General features: G+C 68.9%; 21 protein-coding genes. 16 read left to right on the top strand and 5 right to left on the bottom strand.

Annotation, left to right across the window (positions count from 1 at the left end; translation table 11 throughout):
- The first annotated feature begins 27 nt into the window (after positions 1 to 27).
- The 4 genes from acnA to AXE84_RS11680 all read left to right on the top strand — a co-directional run bounded on the left by acnA (position 28) and on the right by AXE84_RS11680 (position 5986).
- Positions 28 to 2700, top strand: a complete 2673-nt coding sequence (gene acnA / locus AXE84_RS11695; protein WP_060957995.1) for an aconitate hydratase AcnA — start codon at positions 28 to 30, stop codon at positions 2698 to 2700.
- A 274-nt stretch (positions 2701 to 2974) separates the two neighbouring features.
- Positions 2975 to 3766, top strand: coding sequence for an alpha/beta fold hydrolase (locus AXE84_RS11690; RefSeq protein WP_236750067.1), 792 nt, complete (start codon positions 2975 to 2977; stop codon positions 3764 to 3766).
- Positions 3748 to 4329, top strand: coding sequence for a TetR/AcrR family transcriptional regulator (locus tag AXE84_RS11685; protein ID WP_060957993.1), 582 nt, complete (start codon positions 3748 to 3750; stop codon positions 4327 to 4329). Before AXE84_RS11690 ends, AXE84_RS11685 begins: the two co-directional genes overlap by 19 nt.
- 205 nt (positions 4330 to 4534) lie before the next feature.
- Positions 4535 to 5986 (top strand): dihydrolipoyl dehydrogenase family protein, encoded by a 1452-nt coding sequence (locus tag AXE84_RS11680; RefSeq protein WP_060957992.1) that lies wholly within the window; start codon positions 4535 to 4537, stop codon positions 5984 to 5986.
- A gap of 43 nt (positions 5987 to 6029) precedes the next feature.
- Here AXE84_RS11680 and AXE84_RS11675 read toward each other — a convergent pair whose 3' ends face one another.
- Complete coding sequence (locus AXE84_RS11675; RefSeq protein WP_060957991.1) at positions 6030 to 6623, bottom strand: YbaK/EbsC family protein; 594 nt, start codon at positions 6621 to 6623, stop codon at positions 6030 to 6032.
- Between the two features lie 6 nt (positions 6624 to 6629).
- Complete coding sequence (locus AXE84_RS11670; RefSeq protein ID WP_060958273.1) at positions 6630 to 7283, bottom strand: GNAT family N-acetyltransferase; 654 nt, start codon at positions 7281 to 7283, stop codon at positions 6630 to 6632.
- A 419-nt stretch (positions 7284 to 7702) separates the two neighbouring features.
- Here AXE84_RS11670 and AXE84_RS11665 point away from each other — a divergent pair, with 419 nt between their 5' ends.
- The 5 genes from AXE84_RS11665 to AXE84_RS11650 are packed head-to-tail and all read left to right on the top strand — an operon-like array spanning position 7703 to position 10738.
- On the top strand, positions 7703 to 8698 hold the full coding sequence (locus AXE84_RS11665; protein WP_060957990.1) for an ABC transporter ATP-binding protein: 996 nt from the start codon (positions 7703 to 7705) through the stop codon (positions 8696 to 8698).
- Positions 8699 to 8712: 14 nt separating this feature from the next.
- Positions 8713 to 9060: a hypothetical protein gene (locus tag AXE84_RS13350; protein WP_236750066.1), complete on the top strand. Its 348-nt coding sequence runs from the start codon at positions 8713 to 8715 to the stop codon at positions 9058 to 9060.
- Positions 9061 to 9117: 57 nt separating this feature from the next.
- A complete protein-coding gene (locus AXE84_RS13345) occupies positions 9118 to 9453 on the top strand; it encodes an ABC transporter permease (RefSeq protein WP_236750065.1) in 336 nt (111 codons plus the stop codon).
- The gene (locus AXE84_RS11655; RefSeq protein ID WP_060957989.1) at positions 9453 to 10235 is read left to right on the top strand and encodes an ABC transporter permease; all 783 of its coding nucleotides are present in this window, start codon (positions 9453 to 9455) and stop codon (positions 10233 to 10235) included. The genes AXE84_RS13345 and AXE84_RS11655 overlap by 1 nt, the downstream gene beginning before the upstream one ends.
- A gap of 44 nt (positions 10236 to 10279) precedes the next feature.
- On the top strand, positions 10280 to 10738 hold the full coding sequence (locus AXE84_RS11650) for a tRNA (cytidine(34)-2'-O)-methyltransferase (protein WP_060957988.1): 459 nt from the start codon (positions 10280 to 10282) through the stop codon (positions 10736 to 10738).
- A 21-nt stretch (positions 10739 to 10759) separates the two neighbouring features.
- On the opposite strand, the gene AXE84_RS11645 is transcribed toward AXE84_RS11650, so the two are convergent.
- Together AXE84_RS11645 and AXE84_RS11640 are read right to left on the bottom strand one after the other, a co-directional pair.
- Positions 10760 to 11623: an SDR family oxidoreductase gene (locus AXE84_RS11645; protein ID WP_010615111.1), complete on the bottom strand. Its 864-nt coding sequence runs from the start codon at positions 11621 to 11623 to the stop codon at positions 10760 to 10762.
- Positions 11620 to 12195 carry a YbhB/YbcL family Raf kinase inhibitor-like protein gene (locus AXE84_RS11640; RefSeq protein ID WP_060957987.1) on the bottom strand — a complete coding sequence of 192 codons (576 nt, stop codon included), beginning with the start codon at positions 12193 to 12195 and terminating at the stop codon, positions 11620 to 11622. Before AXE84_RS11640 ends, AXE84_RS11645 begins: the two co-directional genes overlap by 4 nt.
- Before the next feature lie 230 nt (positions 12196 to 12425).
- On the opposite strand from AXE84_RS11640, the gene AXE84_RS11635 reads away from it, so the two are divergent.
- Together AXE84_RS11635 and AXE84_RS11630 are read left to right on the top strand one after the other, a co-directional pair.
- Positions 12426 to 13331 carry a hypothetical protein gene (locus AXE84_RS11635; protein ID WP_060957986.1) on the top strand — a complete coding sequence of 302 codons (906 nt, stop codon included), beginning with the start codon at positions 12426 to 12428 and terminating at the stop codon, positions 13329 to 13331.
- The gene (locus tag AXE84_RS11630; RefSeq protein ID WP_060957985.1) at positions 13328 to 15028 is read left to right on the top strand and encodes a DNA polymerase Y family protein; all 1701 of its coding nucleotides are present in this window, start codon (positions 13328 to 13330) and stop codon (positions 15026 to 15028) included. The genes AXE84_RS11635 and AXE84_RS11630 overlap by 4 nt, the downstream gene beginning before the upstream one ends.
- Here the strand turns inward: AXE84_RS11630 and AXE84_RS11625 are convergent.
- Positions 14993 to 15736 (bottom strand): phosphatase PAP2 family protein, encoded by a 744-nt coding sequence (locus tag AXE84_RS11625; RefSeq protein ID WP_060957984.1) that lies wholly within the window; start codon positions 15734 to 15736, stop codon positions 14993 to 14995. The genes AXE84_RS11630 and AXE84_RS11625 overlap by 36 nt on opposite strands.
- A 147-nt stretch (positions 15737 to 15883) precedes the next feature.
- Here AXE84_RS11625 and AXE84_RS11620 point away from each other — a divergent pair, with 147 nt between their 5' ends.
- The 5 genes from AXE84_RS11620 to AXE84_RS11600 all read left to right on the top strand — a co-directional run bounded on the left by AXE84_RS11620 (position 15884) and on the right by AXE84_RS11600 (position 24635).
- A complete protein-coding gene (locus tag AXE84_RS11620) occupies positions 15884 to 16531 on the top strand; it encodes a thymidine kinase (protein WP_060957983.1) in 648 nt (215 codons plus the stop codon).
- A gap of 127 nt (positions 16532 to 16658) precedes the next feature.
- Positions 16659 to 17357 (top strand): SatD family protein, encoded by a 699-nt coding sequence (locus AXE84_RS11615; protein WP_060958272.1) that lies wholly within the window; start codon positions 16659 to 16661, stop codon positions 17355 to 17357.
- The gene (locus AXE84_RS11610; protein ID WP_060957982.1) at positions 17354 to 18160 is read left to right on the top strand and encodes a hypothetical protein; all 807 of its coding nucleotides are present in this window, start codon (positions 17354 to 17356) and stop codon (positions 18158 to 18160) included. The genes AXE84_RS11615 and AXE84_RS11610 overlap by 4 nt, the downstream gene beginning before the upstream one ends.
- 428 nt (positions 18161 to 18588) lie before the next feature.
- Complete coding sequence (locus AXE84_RS11605; protein WP_060957981.1) at positions 18589 to 21204, top strand: HNH endonuclease signature motif containing protein; 2616 nt, start codon at positions 18589 to 18591, stop codon at positions 21202 to 21204.
- A 23-nt stretch (positions 21205 to 21227) separates the two neighbouring features.
- Positions 21228 to 24635 (top strand): error-prone DNA polymerase, encoded by a 3408-nt coding sequence (locus AXE84_RS11600; protein ID WP_060957980.1) that lies wholly within the window; start codon positions 21228 to 21230, stop codon positions 24633 to 24635.
- The last annotated feature ends 10 nt before the right edge of the window (positions 24636 to 24645 follow it).

Genomic DNA, 24645 nt, shown 5'->3' with positions numbered 1-24645 from the left:
CGGTACGACAACTGGAAGTGAGCCCCGGTGACCAGCCTCAACACCTTCGCCTCCCGCAGCACCCTCGACGTCGACGGCCGCGACTACGAGATCTACCGCCTCGACGCCGTCCCCGGCCTGGAGCGCCTGCCCTACAGCCTCAAGGTGCTGGCCGAGAACCTGCTGCGCACCGAGGACGGTGCCAACATCACTGCCGATCACGTGCGCGCCCTGGCCGCCTGGGACCCGGCCGCCGAGCCCGACACGGAGATCCAGTTCACCCCGGCCCGCGTCGTCATGCAGGACTTCACCGGCGTGCCCTGCATCGTGGACCTGGCCACCATGCGTGAGGCGGTCGCTGACCTCGGAGGCGACCCCGAGGTCATCAACCCTCTCAACCCCGCTGAGATGGTCATCGACCACTCCGTGCAGATCGACTCCTTTGGCCTGCCCGGATCCCTGGAGCGCAACAAGGAGCGCGAGTACGAGCGCAACGCCGAGCGCTACCAGTTCCTGCGCTGGGGACAGGGAGCGCTGTCCAACTTCCGCGTCGTTCCACCGGGTACGGGCATCGTCCATCAGGTCAACATCGAGTACCTGGCCCGCATCGTCTTCACCCACGAGGCCGACGGCGTCACCCAGGCCTACCCCGACACCTGCGTGGGCACCGACTCCCACACCACCATGGTCAACGGCCTGGGCGTCCTGGGCTGGGGCGTGGGCGGCATCGAGGCCGAGGCCGCCATGCTGGGCCAGCCCGTCTCCATGCTCATCCCCAAGGTGGTGGGCTTCAAGCTCTCCGGTGCCATCCCCGCCGGCGCCACCGCCACCGACGTGGTCCTGACCATCACCGAGATGCTGCGCGCCCACGGCGTGGTGGGCAAGTTCGTCGAGTTCTACGGCGAGGGCGTCGCCGAGGTACCGCTGGCCAACCGCGCCACCATCGGCAACATGAGCCCCGAGTTCGGCTCCACCGCCGCGATCTTCCCGATCGACGAGGTCACCCTGGACTACCTGCGCCTGACCGGCCGCTCCGAGGAACGCGTGCGCCTGGTCGAGGCCTACACCAAGGCCCAGGGAATGTGGCACGACCCGGCCCGCGAGCCCGTCTACTCCGAGTACCTCGAGCTGGACCTGTCCACCGTGGTGCCCTCCATCGCTGGCCCCAAGCGCCCCCAGGACCGTATCGTCCTGTCACGGGCCAAGGAGTCCTTCCAGGAGGTCCTGCCCACCTACGCCTCCCAGCCATCCAAGCCGACGCCGGTGACCCTGGCCGACGGCACCGCCACCGAGCTCGACAACGGGCACGTCGCCATCGCCTCGATCACCTCGTGCACCAACACCTCCAACCCCTCGGTGATGATGGCCGCCGGCCTACTGGCCCGTAACGCCGTCGCCCGGGGCCTGCGCTCCAAGCCCTGGGTGAAGACCTCCACCGCCCCGGGCAGCCAGGTCGTCACCGACTACTACGAGAAGGCCGGGTTGTGGCCCGCCCTCAACGAGCTGGGCTTCAACGTCGTCGGCTACGGCTGCGCCACCTGCATCGGCAACTCCGGGCCCCTGCCGGCCGAGGTCTCCCAGGCGGTCAACGACGCCGACCTCGCCGTGGTCTCGGTGCTCTCGGGCAACCGCAACTTCGAGGGGCGCATCAACCCCGACGTCAAGATGAACTACCTGGCCTCCCCGCCCCTGGTCATCGCCTACGCCCTGGCCGGGACCATGGACATCGACTTCGCCACCGAGCCGCTGGGCCAGGACCCCGAGGGCCGTGACGTCTTCCTGTCCGACATCTGGCCCGATCCCACCGAGGTCCAGGCCGTCATCGACGCCACCATCGACCGCGAGATGTACACGCGCGACTACGCCGATGTCTTCGCCGGCGACGAGCGCTGGCAGGGCCTGGACACCCCCGAGGGGGACACCTTCGCCTGGGACGAGGAGTCCACCTACGTGCGCAAGGCCCCCTTCTTCGAGGGCCTGTCCATGGAGCTCACCCCGGTCACCGACATCAAGGACGCCCGAGTGCTCGCCCTGCTGGGGGACTCGGTGACCACCGACCACATCTCCCCGGCCGGCGCCATCAAGGCCGACTCCCCGGCCGGGCGCTACCTGGCCGAGCACGGCGTGGCCCGCGCGGACTTCAACTCCTACGGCTCGCGCCGCGGCAACCACGAGGTCATGATCCGCGGCACCTTCGCCAACATCCGCCTGCGCAACCGGCTGCTCGACGGCGTCGAGGGCGGCTACACCCGCAACTTCCTCACCGGCGAGCAGGAGTCGATCTTCGACGCCTCCCAGGCCTACCAGGACGCTGGCATCCCGCTGGTGGTCCTGGGCGGCAAGGAGTACGGCTCGGGCTCCTCACGTGACTGGGCGGCCAAGGGCACGGCTCTGCTGGGCGTCAAGGCCGTCATCGCCGAGTCCTTCGAGCGCATCCACCGCTCCAACCTCATCGGCATGGGCGTGGTTCCCCTCCAGTTCCCGGCCGGCCAGAGCGCCGAGTCGCTCGGCCTGGACGGCACCGAGACCTTCTCCATCACGGGCCTGACCGCGCTTAACGAGGGAACCACCCCGCGCACCGTCGCGGTCACGGCGCAGAAGGCTGACGGCTCGGCGGTCTCCTTCGACGCCGTCGTGCGCATCGACACCCCCGGGGAGGCCGACTACTTCCGCCACGGCGGCATCCTGCAGTACGTGCTGCGCCAGCTCGCCAGCTCCTGAGACCTCGTGCGTTGACAACGCGGGGCGATCGCAGATCAGCGATCGCCCCGCGTTGTTGTTGATGGGCACGATGGTGAGTGCCTCCTTGGCCTGAGATCAGGTCTGGAAGGGCTGCTTGCCCCCAGAGGTTATTGACAGTAACTTTATGGCTATGACTATTAGCCAACTTGAGGTGCCGGGCGGCACCATCGCTTACGAGGTGTACGAACCTGTCGGAACAAGTGCCGGATCGGATGTACCGAGTAGTCGGCCGCTTGTCGTCTGCTCGCCGGCCATGGGGGACGTGCGGGACGTCTATACGCCGCTGGCGCAGTCCCTGAACGAGGCGGGGTTTCGTGTCGTCACTGCGGATCTGCGCGGTCACGGGGACAGCTCGGCGACCTTCACCGCCTACGGCGATGAGGCCACCGCAGCCGACCTCATTGCCCTGATTGAGGTTCTCGACGCCGGTCCCGCCATCCTTGTGGGCGCCTCCATGTCCGGAGCCGCTGCAGTGATCGCCGGCGGGCGTCGCCCTGACCTGGTGTGTGGGCTCGTCCTCGTCTGCCCCTTCCTGCGTGGGCCGCAGAGTCGAGTCTGGACGCTCGTGCAGCGCGCCATGCTTGGGGCTGCGCTGATGCGCCCTTGGGGGCCTGCTGTGTGGAACAGCTACTCCGCCAGATTGTGGCCCGGTCTACCTGATGCCCAGCAGCGGGCCACGCGTCTGACGGGCTTGCTGTGCCGTCCGGGGCGCTGGCGCGCCTTCTGGGCGACGACTCGTACTGATCACCGCGTTGTCTCCCCGTGGCTGGACAAGGTGGACTGTCCCGCCCTCGTGGTTATGGGGCAGGAGGATCCAGATTGGAAGGACCCTGCGGCTGAGGCCGCCTGGGTAGCAAGCGCTGTTGGTGGAGGTGGGGGAGAGGTTGTCATCGTTCCCGGTGCGGGGCACGCCCCGATGCTGGAACGCCCCGGCCTCGTTGGGCCGCAGGTGGTCGACTTCGCCCGGCGTATGATCGCCGGCAATGCTGAGGCAAGGCCGGCGGGGGGAGAGGTGAGGAGTGCACGATGCCACGAGCAGGACTGAGCGCCGAACGCGTGGTGGAACGAGCCGCGCAGATCGTTGACGAGCACGGCCTTGAGGAACTGTCCCTGAGTCGTCTGGCTGCCGATCTGGGAGTCGCGCCGCCGAGCCTGTACAAGCATGTCTCCGGAATGAGCGACCTGGTCCGAGGAGTCTCCGTGCGGGCGGTGGACGAGTTCGCCGACCGTCTGGCGGCCTCCGTCATGGGGTTGGCCGGGCCTGATGCCCTGCGAGCCCTTGCCGACGCCTATCGAGGCTTCGCCCACGCGCACCCCGGGCTCTATCCGATGACCCAGGTCCCTGCCGAGTCCTCGGACGGGAGCCTGAGTCCGCTACGGTCATCCGCTGCGCAACGCACGGTTGCCATCGTCACCGCGGCGCTGTCCGGCTACCGCATCCCCGAGGATCGGATCATCGACGCTGTGCGAATGACCCGGGCGTCACTCCATGGCTTCGTGGATATCGAGGTCCACGGTGGCTTCGCCATGAATGCCCCCATTGACGTGAGTTTTGCCACGCTCGTTGACTCTCTGCATGCAGCCCTGGTTGCTCTCGGCGAGCAGTAGGGCTGCCAGGTATCAGTGAGGACGAAAGGATAAGTCGCCCCAATGACCGGTCGGGAGGGGTAAGAGCAGCGTGAGGATTCCCCGGCTGCTGTCGGCGATTCACTGAGACCTTGGGCAGTCGCCCCGGAATAGCGGCCCTTCGCTTCCCGTTGCCCTTGGCGTTCAGATCATGCCGAGCGGCGACCGCCGAAGGAGATGCGCACTCATGTCACAGTCCACCGTCAACAGCGACGCGACCAACCAGACAGACGTCCCGGTCGAGGAGGTCGACCTGCTCGTCGTCGGAGGCGGCAAGGCGGGCAAGTCCCTGGCGATGCTGCGCGCCAAGGCCGGCGACAAGGTCGTCATGGTGGAGCGTGACAAGGTGGGCGGCACCTGCATCAACGTCGCCTGCATCCCCACCAAGACCCTCATCTCCGCCGCCCGCGTCCTCCGGGAGGTCCAGGGCTCGCAGACCTACGGCGTCACTCTGCCCGAGCAGGACGGTGGCGCTGACGCCCTGGCCCAGGCCCGCATCGAGCTGGCCTCCTTCCGCGCCCGCAAGGAGGCCGTCGTGGGCGGCATGGTGGCCGCCCACGAGAAGATGTTCCCCGCCTCCGGCATGGACTTCGTCAAGGGCACCGCCCGCTTCGTGGGGGAGCGCACCGTCGAGATCGCCCTGAACGACGGCGGCCTGCGGCGCGTGCGCGGCGCCAAGGTCCTCATCAACACCGGCACCACGCCGTCGGTCCCCCCGATCGAGGGCCTGTCCGACGTGCGCTACTGGACCAGCGAGGACCTGCTCACCCTGCCCGAGCTGCCCAGTAGCCTCATCGTCCTGGGCGGCGGCGTCATCGGCGTCGAGATGGCCTCCCTCATGGGGCTCCTCGGTGTCCCGGTCACCATCGTCCACGCCGGGCCGCACATCCTGGACCGCGAGGACGAGGACGTCGCCGCTGAGGTGACCGCCGGCCTGGAGGCCCTGGGGGTCACGGTCCTGACTGGCGCACTCGCCTCGAAGGTCGCCGCCGCGGCCGACGGGAACGGCGTCGTCGTCACCACCGCCGACGGGCACGAGGTGAGCGGATCCCACCTGCTCGTCGCCCTGGGGCGCACCCCCGTCACCGCCGGCCTCGGCCTGGAGACCGCGGGCGTGGAGCTGACCGAGCGCGGCTTCGTGCGCGTCGACGACCACCTGTGCACCACCGCCGAGAACGTCTACGCCGCCGGTGACGTGGCCGGAACGCCCCAGTTCACCCACGCCTCCTGGAACGACTTCCGCGTCCTGCGCGACCTCTTCGCCGGCAAGGAGGCCTCCACCACCGGACGTCTCATCCCCTGGGCCGTCTTCACCACGCCCGAGCTCGGGCACGTGGGCATGAGCGAGGCCGAGGCCCGCGAGGCCGGCTATGAGGTGCGCGTCGCCAAGACCCCGACGGCGGCCGTCCCGCGCGCCAAGACCCTGGGCCGTACCGAGGGCTTCTTCAAGGTCATCATCGACGCCCGCACCGACCTGATCCTGGGTGCCGCCATCATCGGCGCCGAGGCCAGTGAGGTCGTCACCAGCATCCAGATGGCGATGCTGGGCGACCTGACGTGGCAGCAGGTGCGCGACGCCGTCATCACCCACCCCACCATGAGCGAGGGACTCAACATCGTCCTGGACTCCCTGGGCTGAGAGCCTGAGGACTGGCCCCGCCTGAACGGTCCGACCGGCCCGCTCAGGCGGGGCGTACCCCCAGGTCCTCGACGCGCTCGGCCCCCGGCAGCGCCACCAGCAGTGCCCCGGGCACCAGGAGCTTGGAGTGGCGCACGCCCGAGCCGATGAGTACCGTGGCCCGCTCCGCCACGGCGCCGTCGATGAAGAGGCGCCAGTCCTCGGGCAGGCCGACCGGGGTGATCCCGCCGTACTCCATGCCACTCATCTCCACGGCCCGCTCCACCGGCAGGAACGAGGCCTTACGCACGTCAATGCGCTTCTTGACGACGTGGTTGACGTCGGCGAAGTCGGTGGCGCGCACCACGCAGGCGGCGATGCGCTCCTGGCCGGTCCGCTTACCGGCCACGAGTACGCAGTTCCCGGTCGCCTCAGGATCCAGGTCGTAGTGCGCGTTGAGGGCGTCGGTGTCGGAGTGGGACGGGTCAATGGGCACTACCTGCGCCTGACGGGCCAGGTCCGTACCCTCGGGCGAGGCCGCCTCCAGCGCCCGCAGCGCGGCGGCCACGGGCTCGGCGAGTAGATCGGTGCGCTCCAGCGCCGGCTGCCAGCCGATCTCCGTGGCGAAGACCTCAGCCGGATCACGCAGCTCAGTCATTCCTTCTCATCCTTTCGACGACGTCGAGCGCCTCTCGATGCGCTCGGCCAGACGGGTCCTGACCTCGGGCCACTGCTGTGGGGTGATGGCGAACATGGCCGTGTCGCGCGTGCGCCCCTCCTCACCGGGAGCCAGCGAGGGCTGCCAGGCGTGCAGGATCCCCTCGAAGGTCGCCCCCAGGGCCGCGATCGCGCCGCGAGCCACCGCATTGCGTGCATCGGTCTTGATGTCCACACGGTCCACGCTCCAGTCCTCGAGGGCCTGCGTGAGCAGCAGGAGCTTGGCGGCTGGGTTGATGGCGGTGCCGCGAGCAGTGGGGGAGAGCCAGGAGGAGCCGACCTCGACGGCGAAGAGCCGCCCATCGGGCATCCACCGGGGCGTCAGGTAGGCGGTGTGCCCGACGACGCGGCCGGTGGCGACCTCCACCTGGGCGAAGGGCGCGTAGGTACCCGTGTCCCGGCGGGCCAGGCTATGGGCCACGTAGTCCTCGACCGTCTCCGGTGCCGGCACCGTGGCGAAGGGGCTGGTCGCGGCCCCCTCTGCGGCCATCTGCAGCCCCGGTACGTGCTCAGGCGACAGCGGCTCCAGACGCACGATGTTGCCGGCCAGCGCGCCGCAGGTCAGAATGGGGGAGGTGGTATGCGACTCAGTGGTGCTCATGCTGCCGATCATGGCATCCGTGGCGCAGTCGCCGCTCAGACGCCTCAGCATGTGGTCTCATTGTCCCTGTGCTGTACGTCATCTTCGAATCTTGACTACACGTCAAGTGTTGCGAACTGTATTTTGATACGTAAAATATCTTATATAAAGGTGCGAGTATTTGCCGGCATGATGACGGGATGGAATCACGGCCGGCAGTCGGCGCAGTCATGTTGGATGACGCATGTCTTCGTGTACATGAATAGCCGCTGAAAACGTCGGTAATGCGGGGCGATCTGCTCTTGAAGGATTTGTGCATCTACCTGATCTTGCTGATCTAAGGCATGCAATTGATGCATTCATTTTATTCTTTGGCGACTATAAGGCTGAGAGGGTGGCTGACGTTATTGATTGTGATCCTTTGGAAGTGGAGGGGCTCTATGGTATTGCTTAATGAGGATTCGCTGCTGCGTGCCTCCCACCTGGTTCGCTCCTTCGGGAAAAAGGACAAAACCTTCGTCGCCGTGGAGGATGTGTCCCTGGACGTCGGGGCGGGGCAGGTCCATGGTCTGCTGGGGCCCAACGGTGCCGGTAAGACGACGACGGTGCGGATGTGCGCCACGCTGCTGGCTCCGACGTCGGGTGAGGTCTGGGTCGATGGCATCGATGCGGTGCGCCATCCGGAGCGGGCCAGGTCCCGGCTGGGCCTGGTCCTGGGCGGTGAGCTGGGGTTCTACCCGCGAGCTACGGCACGCGACAACCTGCTGTTCTTCGCCGATATTCAGGGTCTCGACGCCCGGCGGCGACACAGTGCGGTCATGGACGCCCTGGAGCGTGTGGGGCTGGTCGAGGCGGCGTCCCGCAAGGCGGGCGAGCTGTCTCGAGGGATGCGGCAGCGTCTGCACCTGGCCCGGGCGCTGCTCGGGTCGCCGGCTCTTCTGCTGCTGGATGAGCCCACCACCGGCCTGGACCCGGACGTGGCGCTGCAGGTACGCGATCTGGTGCGTGAGCTGGCGCAGCGGGGAACGGGGGTGCTATTGACCTCGCACTCGATGCCGGAGGTCGAGGAGCTGGCCGACATCATCTCGGTGATCGGGGCGGGCCGGATCGTCGTGCGCGGCGGCGTGGGGGACGTGTCCGCCTTGGCCGGGGTGAGTGCCACCACGACTTTCACGTTACCGGCCCGCCACGGGGGCGCCGTCGAGGCGCTTCGCAGCGGTCTGGGGTCGCGGGCGACGGTGAAGCAGCGCGCCTCCTCGGCCCGGTGGGCCGTGACGGTCTACTGGGCTATCGAGGCGACCGGCACTACCGACGCCGACGAGCAGGTTCGCCAGGTCCTGGCCGAAGCCGGCGTGGGAGCGCCGTCGGACGTGCTGACGCGGCCGGTCTCCCTGGAGGAGGCCTACCTGGCCCTGGCCGACAGGCTCGCCCGATGAGGCGTCAGGTGAGGATGACGGCCTTTCACGTCCGTCAGTTCGTGTCGGTTCCCTACTTCATCCAGCTCATGGTCATGACCACGACATCCACCACGCTGGTGCAGTTCCTGGCGGCCTCGGCATGGGGCGGGATCACCCCGACGCAGGGCTGGGTGCGCGGGGGCGTCGTGGGAATGTGGACGACGACGACCTGCGCGGCGGGGATCATCGGATTCGAGCGGTACAAGGGCACGCTGGTCCATCTGGTCATGGCTCCGGTGGGGGCGCTTAGGTCGTTGGCGGCCGTGGTGTGCGCGGCGGCGTCCTTCGGTCTGGTCGCCTTCCCGGTGGCGTGGTGCACGTGGGCGCTGCTGTCGACGTAAGTCTCCTTCACGGGGCCGGGGTGGGAGGTCTGGGCGCGCCTGACCGCAGGGGCCCTCATGCTGCTGGTCGGCTGCCTTGCCCTGAGTCTGGTCATCGCGGCGCTGTTCGTGCTCACCCCCAACGCGATCCAGTACGAGGGGCTGCTGCTGGTGCCGGTGCTCGTGGTCTCAGGCATCGTGTTCACCTCGACGACGCCGCCTGCCTGGCTGGCTGTGGTGAGTCGGTTCCTGCCGTTGTCGGTACCCTTCGAGCTGCTGCTGGGCCGGGCGACGTCGGCAGTGGCGCTGTGCGCTTGGCTGGTGTGCACGGCCGCATGGCTGGGGCTTGCTGCCTTCCTCGGCCGGCGGGCGCTGCGTCTGGCGACACGGACCGGCACCCTGGAGGTGGTCTGATGCGCGCCCGGGCTCTGGCCTTCGCCTACCGGTTCTCCTCAGGGGTGCGTGTCTCGTGGGCCTCGTCGACGGCCTTCGCGACCCTGGGCACGGCCGTGGTCACGCTGCTGGTGCTGCCGCTGCTGGACGTGCTCTTCGATGTCCTCATGGGCTCGGACCTCTCCGCGCCTGACCTGGTGCGCACCGGATACGCAGCGGCCCTGGTGGCACTGGCCGTCTCGGTGGCCTCCGGAGTGGTGGGGACCGTGGCCACGGACCGGATGCTGGGCGTCTTCCAGGAGGTCCATACCCGCAGGCGCCTCGACGTCGCCTACTGGCTGTCCGTCGCCGTCGTGCCGGCGCTCCTGGCTGCCTCGACCGCCACCGTCGCGATCGGCGTCGTCTTCGCGCTCTCACCGTTGCACGACGTTGGAGTGCTGGGGCGTGTCATCACACTGGCAGCGCCGACCATCGTGTGCGGGCTGCTCATGGGGATCATGGCCGCCGGTGTCGGAGTCAACCTGCCCGATCCCTACCTGGGTGCCACGATCATCGCCACGTTCCTGCCGCTGCTGACCGGCGTCATCGTGCCGCTCGAGCAGTGCCCTACCTGGTTGCAGGCCCTGGCCCACCTGGTTCCGGTCAGCGGCACCCTGACGGTCCTGGACGCACCGGCGGCCGCCGTCCCGGCCCTGCTAGGCCGCGACCTCGCGGTCGCCGCCGTATGGGCTGGGATCGGGCTGGCCGTCACCCGTCGCGCCGTCACCCGACTCCGTCAGGGCCAACGCACCGACACCGTCTGAGTCTGAGGAGGAGGTCTGCCTCAGCATGTGGTCTCATTGTCCCCGTGCTGCACGTCATCTTCTTCGAGCCGCGCATCCCCGGCAACACCGGGGCCGCGATCCGCCTGAGCGCCAACACCGGCTCCATGCTCCACCTCGTGGACCCCCTGTTCGACATGGACGACGCCAAGCTGCGCCGTGCCGGCCTGGACTACCACGACCTGGCCAACACTCGCGTCCACGCCACCTGGCAGGAGTGCCTTGAGCAGATCCCTGGACGCATCTTCGCCTTCACCTCCCACACCGAGCGCCTCTACACCCAGGTCGACTGGCGCGGCGACGACGCCCTCCTGTTCGGCCCCGAGCCCACCGGCCTGCCCCAGGAGATCCTCGACCACCCGCGGGTGAGCGCCCACCTGCGCATCCCCATGGTGGAGGGCAACCGCTCCCTCAACCTGGCCAACTCCGCCGCTATCGGCCTGTATGAGGCCTGGCGTTCCTTGGGCTTCGCCGGAGGGGCCTGAGCTCCTGCCTCAGGGTTCTTCTCAGAGCATGCCGGCGGGGCGGATCGCCAGGTCCTCCACGACCGCGTCCATCGGGGTGTTGACGGCCAGGCGCACGGCCGCGGCCACCGACTGCGGCGCCATATGGTCCGCAGCCCTGTATGCGGGGGTGGCCATGATCCCCTCGGTGCGCAGGCGTGCCGCATTGAAGGCGTGCAGACGCTCCTGCATAGGGGTGTCCACCCGGCCCGGGTAGATCGAGGTGACCCGCACCTTGCCGGCCTCCTCCTGGCGCAGCGTGTCGGCCAGGGACTTCAGCCCCGCCTTGGAGGCGGAGTAGAGGGCGTTGCCCGAACGCGGGCTCACTCCGGCGCCGGAGTTGATGAACACCGTCAGCCCGCGCGCCTCCCGCAGTGCCGGCAGCAGCAGGCTCGTCAGATACGCCGTCGCCACCAGGTTGAGGTTGAGAACCGCCCGCCAACGCGTGGGGGTGATCTTGTCAACGGCACCGGGCGCCTCCATGCCGGCGCTGTGCACCAGCACGTCGAGGCTCTCAATGTCGATCCGGCTGACCAGCCTGGCCAGGGCCGTGTCGTCGGTCAGGTCGACCGGGCAGATGAGGACCGCCGTCTGGGACTCCTCCTCCAGCGCGAGCGCCAGCTCCTCCAGGTCGTTGACGGAACGGGCCAGCAGGATGAGGTCGTGGTCCCGGGCCAGGTCCCTGGCCACGGCCAGGCCGATCCCGGAGGTCGCCCCGGTGATCAGGGCGATGGGGCGGCGCTGGTGGCGGCCGGAGCCGGCGCGCGTGAAACCGTGGGCGGGGGTGAAGGGGACGGACTCCCCCTGACGGCGACGCCGGCCCGCCTTGGAGGACGAGGCGTCGACCTGGGCGATCTGCGGGCTCACTGGCCGTCCCTGAGGAAGGCGGTGGCCCCGGGCTCCCCGGGCACGGAGTAGGTGGCGGTGAGCGTGGCCCGAGCGATGCAGTGCGGCGCCAGGGTGAAGGCCGCCATGGCGGGACTGGCCTCGTCATCCAGGCCCAGCGTGTCCACGTCCAGGGCGGAGACGGTGAAGACGTAGCGGTGGTCGCCGTCGCCCGCCGGCGGGTAGGGGCCGAACCAGGCGTGGTCGCCGGAGTCCCCGGCCAGGTGGAAGGCGGCGCCGTCGAGCTGAAGGTCGCTGGCCCCCGCACCCCGCTCCAGCGAGGTGACCGAGGCGTCCAGATCCACGATGGTCCAGTGCCACCAGCCCGACATGGTCGGAGCGTCCGGGTCGAAGCAGGACACGACGAAGGACTGCGTCTGCTCGGGGAAGCCCGACCAGCTCAGGGCCGGGGAGACGTTGTCATGGATGCCGGTGAAGATGTCCGGGACCCGCCCCTGCTCGGTCAGGTCCGCGGAGGTCAGGGTGAAGGAGGGGACTGAGGGCAGGAGGCCGGTAGGGGCCGGCGGGCGGGGGCGAGTGAGGTCGGCTGTCATAGGTGTACCTCCAGGCAGGTGACGGGTAGGGAAGGTGGCCTTCCATGAGGGCACAGCCCCAACTGTAGACGCCCCTGCGCAGACCCGTCCCTGTGGATCTCCTGTGGAGGAGGTCCGTGGGCTCGTCGCACCCTGAGACCCCCTTGTTGCCTACGCCCCCGATTGATGTCGCAGCGCGGCGCTATCCTGAAACCCATCCATCGAACATACGTACAGAGGGAGGGGGTGTCATGAGAGCCTCGATCACGCGCGCGCCAGCGGAGGCTCAGAACCGCCTCGATCGGGCCCGCCTCGCCCTGAGGCTGGCCGAGGAACGCACCGGGCTGTGCGACTCAGCGGCCCTGACGGTGCAGCGCGCCCTGTCCTCGGCATCAACCAGCGCCCTGCTGAGCACATCAGCCGACTCGCCTCAGGCCGGCTCCTCCGCATCCCCCGCACCCCCTGCGGCGCTCTCGGCATGTCAGGACTCCGGCGTCCTCACCCTCTGCGGATCCACCACCCTCCTCCTGGCCGCCCTCGCTCTGCGCCAGGGTGCCACCGGCTGGTGCGGCATCATCGGGGGAGACGAGCTGGGCTGGTGCGCAGCCACCGAGGTCGGCCTCGACCTCAACCGGGTCCTCACCGTTCCAGCCCCCCTCCTCGACGACGCCTCGACCCTGACAGTCACCTCCACGCTGCTCGACGGCGTCGACACCCTCCTCATCGGTGCCGCCGTCGCCGAAGGCCTGCGCACCCAGCACCGCAGACGCCTGCTGTCCCGAGCACGCGAACGCGGCCACCTCATTCTGACCCCCGCCCGTTGGGAAGGCGCCCGCATCCTCCGAGCCGACGCCCTGGCCCCCGACGCTGGAACCAGCAACACGCCTCCCGCCCAGGCCCCGGTGGAGGCCCCCGCAGAGCCCTCCGCCGACGGCGTCGTCATCCCCATCGGGCGAGGAGCCTCACCCGCCCCAGTGCGAGCCATCGAGATGCCGGCCGGATACCTGCAACGCCTCACCTGGACCCTGGCCGACCCGCAGCGACCACGGCTCGCCCCCACCGAAGAGCTCACGCTCTCACTGTCCGCCGAAGGGCTGCGCACAGGCTCCCGCAACGCCGTCGACCCGACCTCCCACCCACAGGAGGTGGCCGGATGAACCCGCCACAACCGCCCTCGCCGTCCGGCCCACCCGCCTCCAGATTCGTGGCCATCTGGGTCCCCGACTGGCCCGTCGTCGCCCTCACCATGGAGGCCCGCCAACAGCATCGACACCCCCGAGCGCGCCAAGGAGCCCCTCACCTGCCGGACCCGGCCACCGAACCCGTCGCCGTCGTCGGCGCTCACGGAGTCCTCGCCGCCTCAGCCCCGGCCCGCCGCGCCGGCGTCACCACCGGCATGCGACTGCGTACCGCCCGCTCCCTGTGTCCTGAGCTCACCGTCCTGCCTCCACAGGAGGAACGCCAAGCCCGCGCCTTCGAAACCGTCATGGAGGCCCTCACCTCCCTCCTGGCTGACCCCATGGTGGCCCGCCCCGGACTGGCCCTGTCCCACGTCAGAGGACCTGCCGCCTGGATCGGCGGAGAAGAATCCCTCGCCTCAGCACTCGTGGAGACCGTCACCCAGGAGGTCGACGTCGAGTGCCAGGTCGGTATCGCCGACTCCCTGCCCGGAGCCGTCCTGGCCGCCCGCCAAGGAATCATCGTCGAACCGGGACGAACCCCGGAGTTCCTCGCCCCCTGGCCCCTGGACGCACTCCTGACCTGCCTGCCCCTCAGCCGACTGAGGCGTGACGCCCGCCCCCTGCTGGAGAGCTTCTCCCGACTCGGCCTACGCACCTTGGCGGACCTTGCGGCCCTGCCCAGAAAAGACGTCACCGCCCGCTTCGGCCCCCTGGGGAACAGGCTCCACCACCTGGCCGCCGGCACCCACCACGAGGTCCCCGCCATACCCCGGCCGGCCCAGGACATCACCGTCACCTCCGACCTCGACCCTCCTGTCGAACGCGCCGACACCGCGGCCTTCGCCGCCCGCCACCTCGCCGAGAACCTGGCGGCGCGCCTGTTGTCCGCAGGCCTTTCCGTCGGACGCCTCTGCGTTGCCGCCCGCTGCGAGGATGGCACCGACCTGGCCCGAAGCTGGATGCTGGAGGACACCCCCACCCCCGCCGAGCTCACCGACCGCGTGCGCTGGCAGCTCGAGGGATGGCTCTCCGGACGATCCGGGCGCCCACCCTCCTCCGGCCTGACCCACCTGAGCCTGACAGCCCTCGAGCTGAGCCCCGCCACGACCTCCCAGGCAGGACTGTGGCAAGCGCCGGGCCACCAGGCCCAGTCGCGCGCCCGCCGCGCCGCCGAGCGCGTGGAGTCACTCCTGGGGGCCGGAAGCGTCCAGGTTCCCAGGATCGTTCCCGGGCGCGACCCGCGCTCGCGGGTTCGCCTCATCCCCTGGGGTGAGAGCGAAGGCGTAGGGGAGTCCACGGGTGATGAGACGGCGCCCTGGAGCGGCGCTCTGCCCAAGCCTTCACCCTCCATTGTCCTGCCCCGACCGGTTCCTGCGCGTCTCACCGACATTGAGGGGAGAGAGCTCGGCGTCGACATCCACGGTCAGCTCGACGGTGTCCCCGGCTTCCTCAGTGTCGACGATGGCGTGGTTGGCGTTGATGAGGGTGCTGTGGGGACTGGGTCCCAGATGGAGGCCGTGCTCCTGTGGGCCGGACCCTGGCCGGTCGACGAGGGGTGGTGGACCTCCCAGGGGCCTTCGCGACGCGCCTACCTCCAGGTGGTCACCGACGTCGGGCCGCCCCGCCTGCTGGTGCGATCAGGCCGGTGGTGGCTCGATGCCCTCTACTCCTGAGGAGCTGTCCGATGATGCGGTCGCAAGAGGTGGGGTCGGGCGCCGTCGTCCCTTCAGCCACAGGAGCGCCAGCGTCACCAGGCACAGCCAGGCCAGCCCCAGGGACCAGCCGGCTAGAACATCGGTCATCCAGTGGTAGCCCAGGTAGACGCGGGATGCCCCCACCAGCAGGGTCGCCCCCGCCGCCGCCATGATCGCTAAGGCCCGGTACAGGATCGACGCCGTGGATGCCAGGACCATCCCCGCTAGCAGGCCGGCAAAGACAGCCGTGTTGAAGGAGTGCCCCGAGGGGAAAGAGGTGGTTGAGGCGGGCTCGCCTAGAAGGGTGTCGGTTGAGGGGCGTGCACGCCTGAAGAACTCTTTGAGCGCCACCGTCAACAGGCTGGAGCCGATCATCGTGAGGCTCAGGACTAGTGCTCGCACGCGGTGGCCCCTCATGAAGAGGAGGACAGCACAGATCGCGGTCAGGATCGTCAGCCCCACGGTGGAGCCCAGGGCGGTGAACACCTGCATGATGACGGTCAGGGCCGGGATGCGCTCGTCCACGGCCCAGGTGGTGACGCTCTGGTCGTGAGGCGCCAGCCCCGTTCCGGAGTTCGTGGTCAGGGCCAGCCAGGAGAACAGCGACAGCGTGATGACGGCGGTTGCGGCCAGCGTGCCGGCTTGCCTGGTGCGCCAGGTGTGAGGCAGGTGGTCGAGTGAGAGCATGAGGGGGAGGTTATCCGGGCTGGTCTGGATGAGGCTATGCGTGCGCCATGGAGTGGCTGAGCGGCGTCGTCACGTCTTGCCCGCGCCCGGGGCGCTCGGCGGGTAGCATCCGGCCCGAGTGATTCGATTCGGCTCAGGAGGACCCGCGTGGCCAAGCTCTACTTCCGCTACGGCGCCATGAACTCCGGTAAGTCCACGGGGCTGCTCCAGACCGCCTACAACTACGAGGAGCGCGATCAGCGCGTCCTGCTCCTCAAGGCGGTGGTCGACACCAAGGGTGAGGACTCAGTGGTCTCCCGGCTCGGGGTGTCGCGCCGCGTTGACCTCCTCGTCGACGCCGACGACGACCTGCGCGCCCTGGTGCACCGGCGGGCCCTGAGCGGTGCGCGGCCCGTCCGCGACGAGGACGGCGTCCCGCGAGAGGCGGCGACATTGCGTGAGGTTCTTGACTGCGTGCTCATCGACGAGGCTCAGTTCCTCACGGCCCTTCAGGTGGACCAGCTCATGGAGATCGCGCTGATCGACGACGTGCCCGTCCTGGCCTACGGGATCCGCACCGACTTCCGCACAGTCAGCTTTCCCGGGTCGCGCAGGCTACTGGAGATCGCCCACTCCCTGGAGGAGCTCAAGACCATCTGCCGCTGCGGGCGCAAGGCCATCTTCAACGCCCGCAAGGTGGGGGAGTCCTTCGTCTTCGACGGCGATCAGGTGGCCATCGACTCCGGGGACGTCACGTATGAGTCATTGTGCGGCCAGTGCTACCTCGCCGCCGGTGGGAGGCTTCCTGGCAGGTAGGCCGCGCTCCGGGACTGAGCTTGTGCTGGCGGGAGTACAAGGCTGACTGAAGGGTTGGCGCTAGGAGGCGACTCTCGCTCCGAGGTATTCCTTGTACTTGGGTCATTACAAGCACTATCGTGAAGCCGTGAATGCTTCCTACGCACTCATCGCAGACATCATCCGCTCGCGTGAGCTCCCTGATCGCAGGCGTGCTCAGCGCGTCATCCACGAGACTCTGGATCGGGCCGCTGAAGGGCTGAAGCTGACGCAGCGCCCGTACGCCACGGTTGGTGACGAGCTGCAGGCAGTCTCGGCGACCCTTGCCGACGCTCTCGCTCTCACCATGCGTACACACCTTCTTCTGCCTGATGGCTTAGGCCTGCGCTTCGGAATCGGAGTCGGAGCGATCTCCGAGGTGGAGGGGGCGGCGGGAAGCGGTGCAGACGGTGCGCCAGGACGTCCGATCCAGGACGGCTCGGCATGGTGGGCCGCACGCGAAGCCATCGAGAAGGCTCATCATCTCCAGGATGCGGGGAGGTCCTTCATTCGCACCTGGCTGCGCATCCACCCGGATGCGGTCGGCGGATCCGGAGGGGAGTGGAGTGAACGTGAGGAGTTCGTCAACTCCGTCCTCATCCTGCGAGACCAGGCGGTATTCCGCTTTCAGCCCCGTCAGCGCCGCATTATGGCCGGACTCCTCATGGGGGTGACCCAGGTTGAGATCGCCCGCCAGGAGAAGGTGAGTCAGCAAGCCGTCTCAGAATTCGCTCGCGGTGCCGGTTCCTCCTTGCTGGAGGTTCAAAAGCTTCTCGACGGGTTGAGTGGGGGAGGTGAAGGAGAATGATTTCCCTGTTCCTCCTTCTGTTTGCTGCCGCCTCCGTGGTTGTCGACTCCGACCGGGTGAGTGGGGGATTGTCCAGGAGGTCCGCCGGGGCGAGACTTCTGGTGGGAGTGCCTGCAGTCGTTGCTCTTGGCGTCCTGGTCGGGTGGCCCGTTCTTCATCTCGGGGCGGGAGGTGTTGTCGTCAGCGTTCTGGTAGCCACTGCATGGTTGTGCTGCGGCCTGGTTTCGCAGGTCTGGTGGGACAAATCGTTGAGGGCCTATCAGCGGAAGCGGCTGGGGTGGAGTGTCTCTGAGGGCGGTGAGGGGCGGCTGGGGCCGTTCATCCGGCTTGTCCATGCGGGTCTGTTGCTCCTCGCCGTGGGGCTCTGTGTCGTCGCGTCGCAGCCGCTTGGATCTCGGGCTGCCAAGATGGGCGCCGTCGTCGGAGTGGTCGTCCTTCTGACTGTTCCTGCCAATCGAGTCGTCGCCGACATTCTTGCTGTTGCGCGCCACTCCTCGCAGCGTGACGTAAAAGCTGTTGCGGTTGGTTGTGAGCTCTCGCAGGAGAGCGGGAAGCAGGATGAGATGGAGGGCTCGATGCGCGGCGGTCGCTGGATCGGTCCGCTTGAGCGAATCCTCATTCTCCTGCTCGCCTCTGTTGAGGCGCCCGCCGCTATTGCCGCAATTGTTGCCGCCAAGGGTGTGATCCGATTTCCCGAGATCAGTCAGGATAAGGCGGGGCAGAAGGCTGAGGAGTTCCTCATCGGCTCCTTCGTCTCCTGGATCCTGGCGGTCTTGGGTGCTGTGATCATTCACTTCGCCTGAGTCACGTCACGTCGGGGAGGGGTGGGGTCGGCCGTTTCGGGTGAGCGAGTTCGGGTAGGCGGGTTCCGGTCGGCCTGAACCGGATCGCCCGAGCTGAACGCTGCGAAGTCGTATCCCTGAACTGGCTTATCCGCACCTGCTCACCTGAACCCGCATCCCCGCCCTGACTCTCTCGAACCTATATCCCTGAACTAGTGCACCCGGACCGGACTTCCTGGACTGGCTCAGCCAAGCTGGTTGGCCGGTTTAGGTGGGCTGGTTCGGGGTGTTTGCTTCGGCTTGGGTGGGTTGGGGTGTGTGAGGTCCGTCCTGTCTTCGCGCACCTTCGGCCAGGGAGGTCGGTGTCCTTGGGTTTTCGTTGCTGTGCCGGTGTTTCTGGGTGGCTGTCTCAGCGTGCGGGTGGTGGGGGCTCGGGCTATACTGTACATATGTTCGAAGGCGGTGTGCTTCCTCGTGTCCCGGCCGGTGGTGCGGCCGAGGTGCTGGCCGCGCCCGCCGGGGACGCGTCGGCGGGGGCTGTGACCTGCGCTGAGGACGTGGTGGGTCTGCTGGGGTCCTTGGCCGGCGGTGGAGCGCTGGCCGGTGTGGTCGAGGGGCTGCTGTCCCGGCTGCTGGTCACCGCCCAGGACCACGACGACGACAGCGACGGTGGCGGCGATGGAAGTGGTGACGGTGAGCGTTGCGCTGCTGATGGTGATGCGGCGCCGGCCCTGCTCACCGGCGAGTCGGGTGCTGACGCGACGCTGGTGGCCGCTGCTGATGGACACAGGGTCGTGTCTCTGGAGGGGGTCGGTGCTACTGGGCTGCTTGGCCTGGGAGCACGGGGTCTGGGGGAGTTGGCCGCGGCCTGCCACCGCCTGGCGGCCTGGGCGTCGTGGGGTCAGTCCCTGGCGGCGGCGTGCCTGACCGCCTGTGGTGAGCTGTCGACCCATCCGGGTCAGTGGGGCCCAGACGGGCAGGTCTCGTCGGTGGTCGGCTACGAGGAGCGCAGGTTCAACACCACCTGCCTGCTGTCAGCCCGCCTGGGCGTCTCGCGGAGTCGGGTCGGGCAGATCATCGATCACGGCAGCGCCCTGATGAACATGGGTTGCGGCCCCACTGAGGTCATGGAGCGGTGCGGGGTGCTGGACGCAGCCAAGGCGTCCCTGGTGACTCGCCGCCTGGAGGGGGTGCCGGCCCCGGTGGCACTGGCCGTTCAGCAGCGGGTCCTGCCCCAGGCGCCTAGGCGCAGCGTGTCCCAGGTAGGACGCGACATTGAACGGGCCCTAATGGAGACAGACCCCGCCGGCCACGCTGAGCGGGTGCGAGTCAATGTCTCCCGTCGGTGCGTGACGCGCCCCAGGCCCGCCGGCGAGGGCCTGTCCCAGGTCCGCCTGCTGCTGCCCACGATGGACGCCCTGCTGCTGGACGCCACCTTGGACGCGATCGCCGCCAGCGCCAGGGCCTGCGGCGAGCAGCGCACCCCGGCCCAGCTGCGCGCCGACGCCATCACCGCGATGACCCTGTCCACACTACGCACCAGCCAGCAGACCGCCTACCACAGACCCACACAAGCCCCCGACGACGGCACCAGTGGCGGCACTGGCGGTGGTGGCGGTCTCGGCAGCAGCACTGGAGACTTTGGCGGTGTGAGTGAGCTGGGTTCAGTGCCTGCCTCGTTCTTTCCTCCCAGGCGTTCTGCCTTCCTGGGTCGTCTGCTGCCTGACGGGGTGCCTCTGGAAGGACTCCTGGGGGCTTTGAGCTCCTTGGTGGGGTCCGCCAGCCCATGGTGGACTCCCTCAGGCACCGGACACCTCCCCCTGCCAGCGGGCATCCACATCGACGTCCAGGTCACCGTCCCCCTCACCAGCCTGACCGACCCAGGTGGCCTGGCTCAGCCAGAAGACGTCACCGACCACACCCCAGCTGCTCACGGTCCCGGCGGCCGCGAACCCGCCACCAGCATCGGAGGCAACCGGCTCCAGGACAGCGATCACGGGGGCTATGTGCCCGAGGGCTGTGCTCCTAAGTGTGGTGTTCCCGAGAGCGCTGAGCGCCCCGAAGGTCCCTGCCATCCGAAGTCCGGCAGAGCCAGCCCAGACAAGAGCCCCACCATTGTCACGCCCGACCCTCTCAATGACGCAGCATCCCCGCATGACCGGAGAGGCCTGCCCACCACTGATGGGAGGAGTCTGCCCGGCTCCAGTGGGAGGAGTCTGCCTGTACCCGACCCGGCTACTCCCGCCTTCTCGTGCTCTGCTGCTCACGACTCCTCGCCTGCCGCGTCGTTGTCCACTGCTCTCATCGCCCAGCCGGCCGCCTCGCCGGCTGAGGTCGCGGAGGTGCGCATTGGGGCGCGCAGTGTGGCGGTGCCGGCCCTGACTGCCTGGGCCCTGGCCGCCGGCGGGACCTGGAGGCGCCTGGTCACCGACCCAGCAAGCGGAGTCGTGATCGACGTGGGCCGCACCCGTTACCGTCCCCCGGCCGGCCTGGCCGACCTGGTGCGCGCCCGCGACCGGGCCTGTGTCTTCCCCACCTGCCAGACCCCCGCCGAACGCTGCGACATCGACCACCTCACCGCCTGGAGCCAGGGCGGGACCACCAGCCTGGACAACCTCGTCACCCTGTGCGAGGCCCACCACCGCCTCAAGCACACCCCCGGATGGGCCCTCACCCGAGACCAGGCCAGCGGGATCCTGTCCTGGCACACCCCCGACAAGACCGTCTACCAGCGCCACCCCAACGGCACCATCACCCGCCTGCCCCGCAAGACCGGCCCCCACCAGCACCACGTCCCCGGCACCGTCGTACCAGCCGACCTGAGCAAGCAGATCAGCCACGACATCCTCAACCGCCTCAACCGGGCCCTTGACAGAGCACTCGACAACCAGGCCCACAACCACACCGGTCCCGGCACCAACACCAACGGCAGCACCAGCCCCCGCCTCACAACCCGCGGCCCCCAACCCGGCCAGAAACCCGGAGACTACGAACCCACCCCCTACCCCAAAGCCGCCCACACCCTCCAACTCGCACCCCTCATCGACCAAGCCCCACCCTTCTGAACCATCAGGTGCCACGGACAGACATGACCAGACGACACCGCTATGCCGAGCTCCACGCCCACTCCACCTACTCCTTCCTCGACGGGGCCAACGAGCCCGACGACCTGGCCTCTGCCGCCGTCGAGCTCGGCCTGGAGGCCCTCGCCCTGACCGATCACGACGGCGTCCCCGGCATCGTCAAGCATGCCCAAGCAGGCCGCGCCTACGGCCTACCCACCATTCACGGCACTGAGCTCACCCTGGCCGACGGCTCCCATCTGCCCGTCCTGGCTCGCAACCCCGTCGGCTACCGCCGCCTGGTGTCCGCCATCTCCCAGCACAACCTGGACGCAGGGCACCGTCAAGAACCAGCCCACGACCTGACCGCGCTAGCCTCGGCTCTCCGCTCCGACCCCACCGACCAGACCGAGGCAGCGTCGGGAAGCTGCCTCGTCCTCACCGGAACCGCCAACGGCCCCCTGCGTCGGGCGCTGGGCGATCCACGTCGCCCTGATACTTGGGACCTGAAGGCGGCAGACGCCTGCCTGGGACACCTGACCGAGCTCTTCGCCGCGCCTGACCGAGGCCGTCCTCTCGCTGCCTGCCCCACGACCACCGCTCACCGGCAGGTTGAAGGAGATGCCGCAATCGGCCTGGCCGTTGAGCTCACCCTGGACGGAGGCCCCACCGATGCCGCCCTCACCGATGCCCTGACCCGGCTGGCCCACACCCACCGGCTGCCCCTCGTGGCCACCGGTGCAGTGCGCTGCGCCCGCCCCACCGACGCCCGCCTCGCCGACGTGCTCACCGCAACCCGCCTGGTCACCGATCTGGAAGGCGCCCGCGGTCACCTGCCCGCCATCGGCCGCTGGCTGCGAGGAGCCCAGGACATGGCGCTGCTGCACCGACGCCGCCCCGACGCCGTCGACCTGGCTGCCGACCTCGCCGCAGACCTCGCCTTCGACCTGTCCCTCATCGCCCCCGACCTCCCCGACGCCGATGTCCCGGAGGGCCACACACCTGCCAGCTGGTTGCGTGAGCTCACCCGCCAAGGCGCCACCCGCCACTACGGCACCCCGCAGGAGCACCCCCGAGCCTGGGAGGTGCTCAACCACGAGCTCGAGGTCATCGAGTCCCTGGGATTCCCCGGCTACTTCCTCATCGTGCACGCCATCGTCGAGTTCTGCGCACAGTCGGGAATCCTGTGCCAGGGGAGAGGCTCGGCGGCCAACTCTGCAGTCTGCTACGCCCTGGGCATCACAGCCGTCGACGCCGTCAGGCACCAGATGCTCTTCGAGCGCTTCCTGTCCCCGGGGCGAGCCGGCTACCCGGACATCGACCTCGATATCGAGGCCTGCCGCCGCGAGGAGGTCATCCAACACGTCTACTCCCGATACGGCAGAGAACGTGCCGCCCAGGTCGCCAACGTCATCTCCTACCGCCCCCGATCCGCAGTCCGTGACGCTGCCCGAGCCCTCGGCCACCCCGCCGGCGTGCAGGACGCATGGGCCAAGCAGATGGATCGATGGGCCTCAGTGCGCCCCGGAGGACTGACCGGGCAGAGCGACGAGGTCCCTGAGCCGGTCCTCGACATCGCGGAGAAGCTGCTGCGGCTGCCCCGCCACCTGGGGGTCCACCCCGGAGGCATGGTCCTGTGCGGCCGCCCCGTCACCGAGGTCTGCCCGGTGCGCTGGGCCGCCATGGACAACCGCTCGGTCCTCCAGTGGGACAAGGACGACTGTGCCGAGGCCGGGCTGGTCAAGTTCGACCTCCTGGGCCTGGGAGCGCTCACCGCCCTGCGTCTGGCCTTCACCACACTGGCGCAGCGGGGACAGACCGTTCCCGAGACCGTGACGGAAGGAGAACTGCGCACCTCCCAGTCCGGCCGTCCCTGGGGACTGCACACCCTGCCCGAGGAGGACCCGGCCGTCTACCGGCTGCTCACGGCCGCGGACACGGTCGGGGTCTTCCAGGTCGAGTCGCGTGCCCAGATGGCCACCCTGCCCCGACTGCGCCCCCAGACCTTCTACGACATCGTCGTCGAGGTCGCCCTCATCCGTCCCGGCCCCATCCAGGGCGACGCCGTCAACCCCTACATCCGCCGCAGGCTGGGGCGCGAGGAGGTCACCTACCTGCATGGCTCCCTCAAACCCGCCCTGACTAAGACCCTGGGGGTGCCGCTCTTCCAGGAGCAGCTCATGCAGATCGCCGTCGACGCCGCGGGGTTCAGCCCCGCCGAGGCAGACAGCCTGCGTCAGGCCATGGGGGCCAAACGATCCATCGAGCGCATGGACGCCCTCCGTGACAAACTCATAGCCGGAATGAGGTCCCGGGGCATCGACGCGCCCACTGCGGAGACGATCTACAGCAAGCTGAGGTCGTTCGCCGAGTTCGGCTTCCCCGAGTCCCACGCCTTCTCCTTCGCCTACCTGGTCTACGCCTCGGCCTGGCTCAAGGCGCGCAAGCCCGAGGACTTCTACGCCGGGGTCCTGGCCGCCCAGCCCATGGGCTTCTGGTCCCCGCAGTCCCTGGTCGCCGACGCTCGCCGCCACGGTGTGCGCGTCCTACCCGCAGACATCAACCGCTCACTGGCGCAGGCCACCGTCGAGCAGCGGGAGGACCACCAGGAGGCAGGCCACTCAGACCAGTGGGAGCCGCTGAGGCCCCATCCCGCTGCCCCGTCCTCCCTGGACGTCCACGACGACCTCGCAGTACGCCTGGGCCTGGCCCCGATCAAGGGGCTGGGGGAGCGGTCCGCGCAGGCTATCGTCACCGAGCGCCGTGCTCACGGCCCCTACCAGGACCTGGCGGATCTTGCGCGACGCGTGAGTCTGAGCCGCTCCCGCCTTGAGTCGCTGGCCGTCTCAGGAGCCCTGGACAGCCTAGGGGTGGAACGCCGTCAGGCCCTGTGGGCTGCCGGAGTCCTCTCCGATGAGCACGGCCGACGTCGTGGCGCCTCTCGCCGGGGGCAGGGCGCGTGGTATCAGCCCACGCTACCGGGAACCGCTGTCGGCGCCCAGGCCCCGACCCTGCCGATCATGACCGACCGTGAGCGCCAGGCAGCCGACCTGAGCCTGACCGGAGTGTCCACGCAGGGCTCGCCCTTGAAGCTGCTGCGCCCCATATTGGCCGACGACGGCGTGCTCAGTGCAGCCGACCTGGCGGATCAGGAGCATGGGAGCCGGGTGCGCGTCGCCGGCGTCGTCACCCACCGACAGCGCCCCCACACGGCTTCCGGCATGATCTTCCTCAACCTGGAGGATGAGACCGGTCTGCTCAACGTCGCCTGCAGAGCCGGAATGTGGCGCCGCTACCGCAGCATCGGCAGACGCGCCGTCGCTCTTATCGTGCGCGGCACCGTGGAGAAGGGTGACGGAGTCGTTGCACTCATGGCTGATCGCCTCCAGGTCCTTCCAGGTGTTCCGGGTACCGGCAGCCGGGACTGGTGCTGAGAGCGGGCCC

Origin of the sequence: Actinomyces oris (genome assembly GCF_001553935.1) — a bacterium.
In the GTDB taxonomy this organism is placed as follows: Bacteria; Actinomycetota; Actinomycetes; order Actinomycetales; family Actinomycetaceae; genus Actinomyces; species Actinomyces oris_A.
Note: the sequence above shows the minus strand (reverse complement) of the source record. Positions and strands in the feature narration are given on the sequence as shown.